This window comes from Lactococcus ileimucosae (assembly GCF_943193185.1).
In the GTDB taxonomy this organism is placed as follows: domain Bacteria; phylum Bacillota; class Bacilli; order Lactobacillales; family Streptococcaceae; genus Lactococcus; species Lactococcus ileimucosae.
Map to the genome: position 1 here is coordinate 1 of NZ_CALPDE010000019.1, position 12,712 is coordinate 12,712.

Below are 12,712 nucleotides of genomic sequence, written 5' to 3' on the forward strand. Positions count from 1 at the left end.
CAGTCAGGGCAAGCGACTTCTTACTTGATTGATGCGGCAGAGATGGCTGCGGCTGCTGGTAACATCCCGGGTCAATACTATTACGGTATTCATGTGGACAGTCAGTTGATCAGTTCAGATCAAAGTGAGGAGTTCTTGGTAAATCTTCCAAATGACAATACTCATAGTAGTCATCTTAATCTCTTGCTTCAAGAAATTACAAATAATGATGGCAACCCAGGAGTTTTTGAGGATTCTCAACCCGATGAGTTTAACTTCAGTGCCATGAGTCCTGGTCGTATCTTCACTATGGCAGGTGAACAATACCGTTATCTGGAGAACATGGGTTCTGATAATCATATGATTATTCGGAATGAGGCAATACGTAATGTCTCTTGGAATGATCATGATGCGGCACTAGTCTCTTGGTATGACGGGCTCGATAGCGCAGTACAAGCTATGGTTCAACCTGTGGCGAATAACTTTACAACAGGGACAGTTTCGCATGCGGATGTCACCTTTGACGGCCCATTTGATCGCTGGATCCCCAACAATCTGGATGATTTCCCAGAAGTTGAGGCCGATGTGACTCAGGTTGATACTAGCGGAACACCCCGTGCCTTTTCTCTTTCCTTGGCTGATGCGACACGCTTCTCAGGAACAGGTCTCGCCTTCCCTAGTCCAGGAGAGCGTCTAGGAGCTAGTAATACTTGGTGGCATTTGCGTACCCCTACAAGTGCTGTTGGGAGCTGGATTGTGGATAGTCGCTGGTTTGGTAGTACGTTAACTTCAGCTGATGTTACTCATGCTAATAATGGAGGTGGCCCTCGCCCAGCCCTCATCATCAACCAAGCAAATTAACTCATAAAAGATTATAAAAAAAAGAGGTCGGAACAAATGTTCTGTCCTCTTTTAACATTGATAAACCTATTTCAACTTATCCTTTTCATAAGTATGGCTAAGTTCTAGTCCTGCAAACCCCTGTTGCCGAAGCGCTTCATAGATAATCATGCAAGCGGCATTCGAAAGATTAAGACTGCGTACATGTGCATCATTCATCGGGATACGGATGCACTTTTCTGCATTTTCCCGCATAAAAGCTTCAGGTAAGCCTGTGTCTTCTCGACCAAAAAGAAAATACAAATCCTCAGAAGTTTCTGTGTAATTAATATCTGAATAAACATAATCAGCAAACTTACTAACCAAGTAAAGTTTCCCATCAATGTGACTGAGAAAGTCTTCAAGATTTTTGTGATAAATGATATTTACCTTGTCCCAGTAGTCTAGACCTGCCCTTTTGAGATTTTTATCTGTAATTTCAAAACCAAATGGTTCAATCAAATGCAGTGTAGTATTTGTAGCAGCACAGGTTCGGGCAATATTTCCTGTATTAAAGTGAATACGCGGTTCAAAAAGCACAATATGATTCATAATATTCTCCATTCACTGTATATAAGGGGGATTTTTACAAAAATAAAAACTAGGTAGCTCGGAGTATGGCCTCAGCGAGCAGCCTAGTTGGGGGACTAATTTGCTTTAATCATAACAGGGTTGATTGAAACAAATTAATTGATAAAAACATATTACCACATCTTTTAGGAAAAGTAAAGAAAATAATGCAAAATTTTTACGCTTTTTCTGCAAAAGAAAAATTAGAGTAAAAAAAGGCGTTTTTTGATATAATGATAAAGGTAATTATATCCTCAACAACAGAAAAAAATGCTGTTATTGAAACACGATGATAGTAACGCTCATGCGCAATATTTTATAACTGTTGATGAATGAAACATTTAAGCCATGTCTCATAGGACTTGCTGTATGTTACCGAGTGCCTTTAGGTGCAGGACGACAACGCATTAAAAAGAAAGGAACATCTTTGTTTTATAAGGATGAGTGGCTTTTCAAGGATTGGAGAAAAGCAGAGGGTGAAGTAAAGTGATTTACGCAATCTGGGCAGAAGATGAAGCAAAGGCAATTGGTGTTGATGGTCATTTACCATGGCGCTTACCTGCTGAACTGGAACATTTTAAAAATACAACCTATCATCAAGCTATTTTGATGGGCCGAAAAACATTTGAAGGTATGAACAAACGTGTACTTCCGGGACGTATCAGCATCGTACTTACACGTGATACTTCCTATCCAAGAGAAGACAACGATAGAGTTCTTATCATGCACAGTGTTTCTGAAGTGTTGGAATGGTATAATAGTCAAGACCGTGATTTGTATATTATTGGTGGTGCAAAGATGTTCCTCCTTTTTGAAAAAGAGATATCCGCCTTATTTAAAACTGTCGTTCATGAGAAATTTACAGCAGATACTTATTTCCCAGAAGACTTTGATTTCTCACCCTATGAAAAAATATCAGAAGAATATCGTAAAAAAGATGAAAAAAATGCTTATGATTTTACGATTGAAAAATATGAGCGGAAGGAGAAGCGCAAACCTTGACAAAATCAATTTTTGGCTTATTTACGGCGGTCTTGTGTGCCATATGTGTGATACTTGCACTGCAATGCTTCCGTAAAAAACGCTGGGGCTTAGGGGTAATATTCCTTCTTAATGCCTTTACTAACATAGTGAATTCCATTCATGCTTTTTATGGAACCTTATTTTCCTAAAAAATTTTAAAATTTAGAAGAAGAGATATACATGTCTAACGATATAAAAGAAAATAAAAATATCTATTGCTCATTCTGTGGCAAAAGCCAACCAGAGGTAAAGAAACTTATTGCTGGCGTTGGTGTCTATATTTGTAACGAATGTGTTGAGTTATCCAGTCATTTGATTGAAGAGGAAATGCGAGAGGAGAAGTCTCAGGACTTTGAAACTACTCCTGTGATGACCCCAAGAGAAATGCTGGACCATCTTGATGGTTATGTGATTGGTCAAGAGCATGCAAAGCGTGCTTTGGCTGTTGCCGTTTATAATCACTACAAGCGCATTAGTTTTGCGCGCAAGGATGATGATGACGTTGAACTTCAAAAGTCGAACATTCTTTTGATTGGACCAACAGGTTCAGGGAAAACATTTCTAGCACAAACTTTGGCAAAATCACTCAATGTCCCTTTTGCAATTGCCGATGCAACGAGTTTGACTGAGGCGGGGTACGTTGGAGAAGATGTTGAAAATATTTTATTGAAGCTTCTTCAAGCCAGTGATTTTAACATCGAGCGTGCTGAACGCGGTATCATTTATATTGACGAAATTGATAAAATTGCTAAAAAATCTGAAAATGTTTCGATTACTCGTGATGTTTCAGGTGAAGGCGTTCAACAAGCGCTTTTAAAAATTATCGAAGGAACTGTAGCGAGTGTCCCTCCACAAGGGGGACGTAAGCATCCCAACCAAGAAATGATTCAGATTGATACGAAAAACATCCTCTTTATTGTTGGAGGTGCTTTCGATGGTATCGAAGAAATTGTTAAACAACGTCTGGGTGAAAAAATCATTGGTTTCGGAACAAATAATAAAGCATTAGCAGAGGACGAATCTTATATGCAAGAGATAATCGCAGAAGATATCCAAACCTTTGGTTTGATTCCTGAGTTTATCGGACGTTTACCTGTAGTAGCAGCTTTGGAACGCTTAACAGAATCTGACCTAATCCGCATTTTAACAGAGCCCAAGAATGCTTTAATCAAGCAATATAAGCAGTTGTTAAGCTATGATAATGTTGATTTGGAATTTGAAGATGCAGCCTTACATGCAATTGCTGAAAAAGCTATTGAACGCAAGACAGGTGCACGGGGATTACGCTCAATCATTGAAGAAGTGATGATGGACATCATGTTTGAAGTTCCAAGTCATGACAACATTGAAAGAGTGATTATTACAGAAGCAGCTGTACGTGATAAAGCAGAAGCAGAAGTCATTTATATTGAAAAATAGAAAATCATGAGTGTTCATGGTTTTCTTGTTATGATTTCAAAAAATGCTTAAGATATGCCTTGAAAGACACAAGGAAAGAGAAAAATGAAAATAAATCCTAATAATTTACAACTGACAATCTCAGCAGCCTCCGTCAAGCAATATCCAGATACGGATATACCAGAAATCGCGCTTGCAGGGCGTTCAAATGTCGGCAAATCAAGTTTTATAAATACCTTGCTCAACCGAAAGAACTTTGCACGGACTTCAAGTTCGCCGGGAAAAACCCAGCTCCTTAATTTTTACAATGTTGACAATAAAGTACACCTGGTTGATGTGCCAGGTTATGGCTATGCGCGTGTGTCTAAAAAGGAACGAGAAAAGTTTGGCAAAATGATTGAGGAGTACCTCACTACAGCGCCTAATCTGAAAGCTGTTCTTGCTCTTGTGGATTTGCGCCATGAACCATCAGAAGATGATAAACTGATGTACACTTTTTTAAAGTTCTATAATATTCCAGTTATTTTAGTTGCAACGAAGGCAGATAAGATTCCACGTGGAAAATGGAACAAGCATGTCTCAGTAATCAAAAAAGCTTTGAAGTTTGATAGTACAGATGATTTTGTTATCTTCTCGAGCTTTGACAAGACAGGAATTGACGAGGCTTGGACAGCCATTGAACAGTATGTATAAGATTAAGATTAATAACATGAAATTCTTTTCTCATATCGGTGTCTTGCCTGAAGAAAAGATATTAGGACAAAATTTAGAGATTGATTTGATTGTAACGACTAATTTTTCGTATTCTGGCTTGGACAGCTTAGATGAAACCTTGAGTTATGTTTCTTTTTATGAAAGTATCTCGGAAATCATTGCATCATCGCGTGCAGATTTGATTGAAAAATTAGCTTTTGACATCATTCAAGCCATCAAAGAAAATAAAAAAGTCGAAACGGTGGAAGTACATATCCGCAAGTTGGCCGTACCTATCGCAGGGATTTTTGACAATGTAGAAATTGAAATGATTGGTTAAACTATCGTTTTTGGGATTAGAGTATTTACACAGAATAATTACAGGCTTTCTAAGGGGGGAAGCAGGAAAGTGATGCAAACGGTTTATTTGAGTTTAGGAAGTAACATTGGAGATAAGCAAGCATATCTACAAGAGGCGGTGAACCTCTTAGGACAAAACTCAGCTATCTTGATAGAAAAAAAGTCAAAAGTTTACCAAACTTCACCTGTCGGTGGTGTTCCACAAGATGATTTTGTCAATATGGCTTTGAAGCTTTCGACAACTTTGGAGGCAGAAACTTTACTTGAAGTTATTCATGATATTGAAGTCAAGCTTAACCGTGTACGTGCAGTTCATTGGGGGCCACGCACCATCGATATTGATATTTTATTTTATGGCACTGAAAAGCTTCGAGAGGAGCATTTGACTATTCCTCATAAAGAACTGTTCAATCGTCTTTTTGTTTTGATCCCTCTCATGGACATTTTAGAAGAAGGCTTTGAATATGAAAAACAGGTCAAACAAGCTATTTCTAAGCTTGATGGGACAGAACAAAAAGTAATAGAAATCCCTGAAGAAAAAACAGCGCGCAAACGTATCGAAGATGCTGTCCGCGATATTTTAATGGCCGTGGGTGAAGATCCAGAACGTGAAGGGCTTCTCGAAACGCCAGAACGTGTCGCTAAGATGTACGAAGAAATTCTTTCTTCCCAAAAATTACTAGACTTTGAAGAATACAAGCTGTTTAAGATTGAAGCAACGGAGCAAGAGCAAAGCATCTTGATTAAAGACATTCCTTTTTATTCTATGTGTGAGCACCATATGTTGCCTTTCTTTGGCACGGCAAATGTTGCCTACATTCCGAAAGACGGTAATATTATTGGCCTAAGTAAAATCCCGCGTTTGGTCAACTACGTTTCACGTAAGCTTTCTGTCCAAGAAAACATCACCAGAGATATCGCAGAAATTTTGAATGATATTTTGCAGCCTAAAGGTGTGGCAGTAGTTGTCGAAGCACGTCATATGTGCATCGAAATGCGTGGCGTTAAAAAGGGAAATTCTCAGACGAGGACTTCATTTTTCTTAGGAGAATTTGAAGAAAATAGAGAAATGAGACTGGAGTTCTTAGAAAGCCTAACTTAAAATGAAGATTATTGAACAAAATACAGATTCCTTTTCCTTAAAACATATTGCGGTCAAGTTTGCTGACTGCAATAGTCAAGAGCTGGCAAGCTTAAACGATATTTTATTTCGCTTAGGCTCGAAAACCTTGCTTGATGGTCGAGATATGTTGGCTTTTTTTACGATTTATCAGCTTTCTGACTTCATTCAAGTCTGGCCTTTCCCGCAGGAGAAAGCGATTCTAGAAACAATTTTTAAGCGGCATAAGATTATCTGGTCAGGAAAGAATTTTTCCTTTGACTTGACCTTAGATCCGATTGTTTATAGTATTGTCAATGTGACGCCAGATTCTTTTTATGATGGGGCAGAAGAGAATCTGACGATGGATTATATCTTGCGCCGTGTTGAGCAAGATTTGCAAAATGGCGCCCATGTCGTGGAGCTGGGAGGAAAGTCTTCTCGTCCTGGCTATGTCGACATTTCTCCAGAAGAAGAATGGCAACGTTTGGCGCAACCTTTGAGAAACATCCGTCAAGCATTTCCAGAAGCTGTTATTGCCATTGATACGGATGAAGCTTATGTTATGCAACGTGTACTTGATGAAGGAGCAGACATTATCAATGATATAGATGGTTTTGACACACCTGAAAAATTGTTGCTTATGCAAGAATATCAACCTGCTCTAGTTGCGATGAATAATGGTCGGGCAGGTTTACATTATGCGGACAATGTCTATCAAGAATTGCCTGCCTACTTTGCAGATAAGCAAAAAGAATTCAAGGAGTTGGGAATTGCCAGTACCCAGATTTGTATTGATCCTGGTGTAGGTTTTTCTGGTGGAGCAACGGGTGTAGATTCCTTACAGAGGCTGAAAACTACTGAATTATTGACAAAGCTAGGTTTGCCCGTGATGATAGCAATATCCCGCAAATCCTTTATGAGCAACCTCTTAAACATGGACGTTGATGAGCGCCTCATATCCACATTGATTCTTGAAAGTCAAATGATGATGGATGGCGGACGTGTTTTACGGGTGCATGATGTTAAAGCAACACGTCGCTTAATAGAAAATTTTAAAATTTACCAAAAATACTGATGTACAATGATTTGATACATGAACTTTCCTTTTTGGGAAATTCAAAAAAAATCCAAAAGATAAAAGAGCTTTTGAGAAACAGTAAAAATTTAAAAGGGAAGAAAAATCCAGAGCTGCAGCTTTCTGCATCAGCTCTTGTTTTTAAGGGAGAAAAGTTATACTTTATCGAACATCCCTATCAAAAAGAACTCTTACTTCCAGCAGGACATGTGGAAGAAGGAGAGAGTCCCAAAGAAGCTGCTTTACGCGAATTTCATGAGGAAACGGGACTGGTAGCAAAAAACGGGCAGCTTGTAGATGTAAATATCATAGAAATTCCGTTCAACGCCGTGAAAAATGAGAAAGCGCATCAACATATTGATTTGCGTTATACATTTGAACTCACAAGAGGTCCGACAAGGCGAGCTGAGTTGCCTGTTTTTTTACTTTCTAAAGCCGAAGCACCTAAGGAATTCCAAAAATATTTTAATAGAAGAGAAAAGAGAAGGACATGAATATTGATCAAGCATTAGAATGGATTCACAGTAGACTTAAGTTTAATATTCGTCCTGGTTTAACTCGGGTGGAGGCTTTGCTGAAATTACTTGGAAATCCTGAAAGGGATTTATCTATGCTGCATATTGCTGGCACAAATGGCAAAGGTTCAACAGTTGCTTTTACAAGGAGTATTTTACGTCAGCTTGGTCTCACAGTCGCCACCTTTACAAGTCCATTTATTGAGTCCTTTGGTGAGCGTATGGCTATTAATGAAAAACCTATTCCCGATGAGAAGCTTATTTTCTATGTGGAGCAGGTAAAACCTTTAGTCGAACAGCTCGATGCAGATGAACGATTCGCAGGTATTACTGAGTTTGAGATTATTACAGCTGTAGCGCTGCGCTATTTTGCAGATGAAAAAGTCGATGTAGCTCTGATTGAGGTCGGCTTAGGCGGTTTGTTGGACAGTACGAATGTGATTGAGCCTGTAGCAAGTGCGATAACAACTATTGGTTTGGATCACATGGATATACTGGGTTCTACCTTAGAGGAGATAGCTGCACAAAAGGCGGGAATTATTAAACCGCATACGCCTTTAGTGAGTGGAAGAATCTCTGCTGAAGCACTAAAGGTTATTCAGCAAACTGCTGAAAAAAAGCAGGCAAAGCATTATCAATTTGGTGTAGATTATCAAGTTGAAGTGCTTGAAGGTGAGTACTTTAACTATAGGGATGACCATTTTGAATTGACCCACCTAGAAAAATCTTTATTAGGGGTTCATCAGGTGGACAATGCAGCACTGGCAATCAAACTTTCTTTGATTTATGCTGAAAAAATGAAATTATCACTTTCAGAAAGTGCTATTAGAAGAGGTCTACAAACCACTTTTTGGCCTGCGCGAATGGAGAAAATAAGTCATAAACCTTTAACTATACTTGACGGTGCGCATAATGTGCATGCTATGCATCGTCTTTTAGAGAATTTAAAAACAGAATTTTCAGGTCGGAACATTATCATCCTCTTTTCAGCTATCGTCACAAAAGACATTGCAGAGATGATCAAAATGCTCCAGAGCATTGAACATTCTCGGCTTATATTGACCACTTTTGATTATCCAAAAGCTTTAAAATTAGAAGAGTTCACTTATCTTGAACGAGACAATGTGGAACTGGTTGAAAGTTGGAAAGATAAATATCAGGTCTTAAAAGAAATTTTAAAAGAAGATGATGTTCTTCTAATGACTGGATCCTTATACTTTATGGCTCAAATCAGAGAATATTTACTGGATCAAAAAAATAAACAACAACAATGAAGACAGTCCTGCTTTGGACTTTATAGGAGAATAAAACTTTGATTGTTTTAGCAGGAACAATAGGTGCTGGAAAGTCAAGCTTGGCCAAAGCCTTAGGAGAGCACTTGGGAACAGAGGTATATTATGAGTCTGTAGACAATAACCCTGTACTTGACATGTATTATCAAAATCCTCAAAAATATGCTTTTTTGCTACAAATATATTTTTTGAATAAACGTTTTGAAGCCATCAAAATGGCCTATGCTCAGGAAAATAATGTTCTTGACCGTTCGATTTTTGAAGATGAACTTTTTTTAACACTCAATTATAAAAATGGTAATGTCACAAAAACAGAATTAGAAATTTACCAAAATTTGCTTGGTAATATGCTAGAAGAGATAGAAGGAATGCCTAAAAAACGTCCTGATTTACTTGTTTATATTGACGTGAGTTTTGAAACAATGCTTTCAAGAATCGCTCAACGGGGGCGAAGTTTTGAACAAATAGAGAAACAGCCAGAGCTGAAAGCGTATTATCAACAGGTACATGAAGAATACCCAATATGGTATAAAAACTATGATGTTTCACCTAAAATGCGCATTGATGGTGATTTATTTGACTTTGTCAACAATGCAGAAGACTTGGACAAGGTACTCGCACAGGTGGACAAAGAATTAGTCAAGTTGCAATTAAAGTAAATCGAAAGCTTTATTTTTTTGCTGATAATCAACTATACCAATTAAAGATTTATTATTCTTGACAAATATAAAGCATTGTATTATCATATTTTTATTGACGAAAAAATAAAGAAAAAGTAGCTATACCAATTTAGCTAATGGAGAATATTAATATGTGTGGTATTGTAGGTGTTGTTGGAAACCGTAATGCAACGGACATTTTGTTGCAAGGTCTTGAAAAACTCGAATATCGTGGTTATGATTCAGCAGGAATTTTCGTGACCGATGCTTCTGGAAAAACTAACCTTGTAAAATCAGTTGGTCGTATTGCAGACCTAGAGGCAAAGACAGGGGACAACGTTACTGGAACAGCCGGAATCGGTCATACACGTTGGGCTACACATGGTAAACCGACAGAAGACAATGCACATCCTCATACTTCTACTTCAGGACGTTTTGTTTTAGTCCATAATGGAGTGATTGAGAACTTCTCAGAGATTAGAGAAGAATACCTTGCAAATGATACATTTAAGGGGCAAACAGATACAGAAGTTGCCGTACACCTCATCGCTAAATTTGCGGAAGAAGATGGTCTTTCTGTACTTGAAGCATTTAAAAAAGCCTTGTCTATCATTGAAGGCTCTTATGCTTTTGCCCTTATGGATGCAGAAGATGCTGACGCAATCTATGTTGCGAAAAACAAATCCCCTTTACTTATCGGTCTAGGAAAAGGCTACAACATGGTGTGCTCTGATGCGATGGCCATGATTCGTGAAACGTCTGAATTTATGGAAATTCATGATAAAGAGCTCGTTATCTTGACTAAAGATAAAGCAGAGGTAATGGATTACGAAGGAAATAAAGTAGAGCGCCAAAGCTACACAGCAGAACTTGATCTTTCAGATATTGGTAAAGGAACATATCCTTACTATATGCTCAAAGAAATCGATGAGCAACCAAGCGTGATGCGTAAACTCGTTTCTACTTATACGGACCAAGAGGGAAAAGTTACTGTTGCTACAGATATTGTAAAAGCTGTTCAAGCAGCAGACCGTATCTATATCATCGCAGCTGGAACATCGCTTCATGCAGGCTATGCTTCTAAACAAATCCTTGAAGAGTTAACAAATACACCGGTTGAGCTTGGTCTTGCTTCTGAATGGGGCTATGGCATGCCGTTGTTGAGTGAGAAGCCTTTGTTTATCTTCCTTTCACAATCAGGTGAAACAGCGGATAGTCGTCAAGTACTTGTGAAAGTAAATGAGCTGGGTCATCCAAGCCTGACCGTAACAAATGTACCTGGCTCAACATTATCACGTGAAGCAACATACACAATGTTGATTGGTGCTGGGCCTGAAATTTCAGTTGCTTCAACGAAAGCTTACACAGGACAGATTGCAACTTTAGCTTTCTTAGCTAAGGCTGTAGGTGATGCGGATCAAAACCCTAAGGCGCTTGATTTCGATTTGGTTAAAGAAATTTCACTTGTTGCCCAATCTATCGAGTCAACGCTTTCAGAGAAAGAGATGATTTCGGACCTTGTAGCGAAACTGTTGCCAGAAGCACGAAATTCTTTCTATATTGGCCGTAAACAAGATTACTTTGTTTCTATGGAAGCCAGTCTGAAATTAAAAGAAATTTCATATATCCAATGTGAAGGCTTTGCTGCTGGAGAGCTCAAACATGGGACAATTTCCTTGATTGAAAATGGTACACCTGTGATTGCTCTGATTTCAAATAACGAAGAAGTTGCAGCACACACACGTGGGAATGTTATGGAAACAGTGGCACGTGGTGCATCAGCGATTACGATTGTAGAAGAAGCTGTAGCGCGTGAAGATGATGATATTGTCATTAATAATGTTCACCCTTATCTTTCAGCTATTTCAATGGTTGTACCGACACAATTGATTGCTTACTATGCAACAGTACAACGTGGGTTGGACGTTGATAAACCTCGTAACCTTGCCAAAGCCGTAACTGTTGAATAAGAGATTGCTATTCGTAACCTGCTAAGGTCTAAATAGTCAAAAAGAAAAACGCTCAAGATGTCAGCTTTCTATAGCATCTTGAGCGTTTTCTATTTTTAGTCTTTTCTTCCTTGGCGTAAAAGAAGCCTTTTGCTTAATCAGAACGTGATGAATGATTATTCTGTAATTATGGTTGTGTCTTGTTACCTGTAAGGGACTAAAGAGAAAAGGAATAAACACAGACATTTATAGAGAAAATCTAAGTTCTGCGATACACGAAAAGGTGAATCTCAAGTGTCTTTTACGTACAAGTACATAAGGAGAAGAAATGTATCAAGTAAGAGAAGATAATTATCCTATGAAACCCCGTGAACGCTTATTAGCTTTTGGATCTGAAAAGCTGAATGAACAGGAACTTTTAGCCATTTTATTAAGAACAGGCAGTAAAAAAGAAAACGTCATGGAACTCGCAGCTCGTGTGCTGAGTGTTTTTGACAATTTAGAGGAATTTCGTCGGGCTTCAGTAGGAGAGCTAAAGGAAATATCAGGCATAGGCCAAGTAAAAGCAGTTGAAATAAGAGCCATGATTGAGCTTGGGAAGAGGATTCATACAACGCAAAGAAAGCGTTATGGGCAAGTGATGGGATCCCAACAACTTGGGATGAGCCTAGTAGATGAGATGTCTTCTTTTGATCAGGAAAATTTAGTTGCTATTTACTTAGATAGTCAAAATCGTATTATTCAGAGAAAAACGATTTTTATTGGAGCGGTCAACCATTCAATTGCTCATCCACGTGAGATTTTGCATTATGCAATTAGAAATCTGGCTGTCGGAATTATTATTGCACACAATCATCCCTCAGGTATAACTCGGCCAAGTAAGCAGGATAAAGTCTTTACCCATAAAATTAAGGAAGGTTGCGAAAACCTAGGTATTCAGTTTTTAGACCACATTATTACAGGGCACAACACCTACCTCAGTTTCAGAGAAGAAGGTCTATTGGACAATTAAAAAAAGACAGAGACAGCGTGCAAGATTACTGAAAAACTGTACATTGTTTTTCTTAAATACAGCATCTTGTCGTATAAAAAAGTCGGGAAAAATGAATTTCCCGACTTTTTCAGCAGTCTAATGAAGTGCTACTGTATTTTTTAGTGATCTTTTGTGCATCGGTATCCTTAGGCTTCAGCTACTTCGGACAAACGAGCACATAGAGA

At 38.4% G+C, this 12,712-nt stretch carries 12 protein-coding genes and 1 pseudogene; 12 read left to right on the plus strand and 1 reads right to left on the minus strand.

Translation table 11 applies throughout. The features are described 5' to 3' along the window. Positions 1-840, plus strand: a pseudogene (locus NFR51_RS08425) (hypothetical protein); the annotation flags it as partial. A 66-nt stretch (positions 841-906) separates the two neighbouring features. Here the strand turns inward: NFR51_RS08425 and NFR51_RS08430 are convergent. Continuing rightward, positions 907-1,410 carry a tRNA (cytidine(34)-2'-O)-methyltransferase gene (locus NFR51_RS08430; protein WP_251713260.1) on the minus strand — a complete coding sequence of 168 codons (504 nt, stop codon included), beginning with the start codon at positions 1,408-1,410 and terminating at the stop codon, positions 907-909. A gap of 504 nt (positions 1,411-1,914) precedes the next feature. Between NFR51_RS08430 and NFR51_RS08435 the strand changes: the two genes are divergently transcribed. The 11 genes from NFR51_RS08435 (at position 1,915) to radC (ending at position 12,506) form a co-directional block, all read left to right on the plus strand. Then, complete coding sequence (locus NFR51_RS08435) at positions 1,915-2,430, plus strand: dihydrofolate reductase (RefSeq protein ID WP_251713261.1); 516 nt, start codon at positions 1,915-1,917, stop codon at positions 2,428-2,430. 201 nt (positions 2,431-2,631) lie between these two features. Beyond that, a complete protein-coding gene (gene clpX / locus NFR51_RS08440) occupies positions 2,632-3,870 on the plus strand; it encodes an ATP-dependent Clp protease ATP-binding subunit ClpX (protein WP_251713262.1) in 1,239 nt (412 codons plus the stop codon). Between the two features lie 84 nt (positions 3,871-3,954). Beyond that, entirely contained in the window at positions 3,955-4,542 is a 588-nt protein-coding gene (gene yihA / locus NFR51_RS08445; protein WP_251713263.1) for a ribosome biogenesis GTP-binding protein YihA/YsxC, read from the plus strand. Then, positions 4,535-4,882, plus strand: coding sequence for a dihydroneopterin aldolase (gene folB, locus NFR51_RS08450; protein ID WP_251420560.1), 348 nt, complete (start codon positions 4,535-4,537; stop codon positions 4,880-4,882). Before yihA ends, folB begins: the two co-directional genes overlap by 8 nt. A 72-nt stretch (positions 4,883-4,954) precedes the next feature. Beyond that, the gene (gene folE / locus NFR51_RS08455; RefSeq protein WP_251713264.1) at positions 4,955-6,004 is read left to right on the plus strand and encodes a GTP cyclohydrolase I FolE; all 1,050 of its coding nucleotides are present in this window, start codon (positions 4,955-4,957) and stop codon (positions 6,002-6,004) included. Position 6,005: 1 nt separating this feature from the next. Then, entirely contained in the window at positions 6,006-7,079 is a 1,074-nt protein-coding gene (gene folP / locus NFR51_RS08460; protein WP_251713265.1) for a dihydropteroate synthase, read from the plus strand. Continuing rightward, positions 7,079-7,573, plus strand: a complete 495-nt coding sequence (locus NFR51_RS08465; RefSeq protein ID WP_251713266.1) for an NUDIX domain-containing protein — start codon at positions 7,079-7,081, stop codon at positions 7,571-7,573. Before folP ends, NFR51_RS08465 begins: the two co-directional genes overlap by 1 nt. Continuing rightward, the gene (locus NFR51_RS08470) at positions 7,570-8,868 is read left to right on the plus strand and encodes a bifunctional folylpolyglutamate synthase/dihydrofolate synthase (protein WP_251713267.1); all 1,299 of its coding nucleotides are present in this window, start codon (positions 7,570-7,572) and stop codon (positions 8,866-8,868) included. The genes NFR51_RS08465 and NFR51_RS08470 overlap by 4 nt, the downstream gene beginning before the upstream one ends. A gap of 38 nt (positions 8,869-8,906) precedes the next feature. After that, positions 8,907-9,545 (plus strand): deoxynucleoside kinase, encoded by a 639-nt coding sequence (locus NFR51_RS08475; protein ID WP_251713268.1) that lies wholly within the window; start codon positions 8,907-8,909, stop codon positions 9,543-9,545. A 152-nt stretch (positions 9,546-9,697) separates the two neighbouring features. Beyond that, positions 9,698-11,515: a glutamine--fructose-6-phosphate transaminase (isomerizing) gene (glmS, locus tag NFR51_RS08480; RefSeq protein ID WP_251713297.1), complete on the plus strand. Its 1,818-nt coding sequence runs from the start codon at positions 9,698-9,700 to the stop codon at positions 11,513-11,515. Between the two features lie 307 nt (positions 11,516-11,822). Further along, positions 11,823-12,506 (plus strand): RadC family protein, encoded by a 684-nt coding sequence (gene radC / locus NFR51_RS08485; protein WP_251713269.1) that lies wholly within the window; start codon positions 11,823-11,825, stop codon positions 12,504-12,506. Positions 12,507-12,712: the final 206 nt, after the last annotated feature.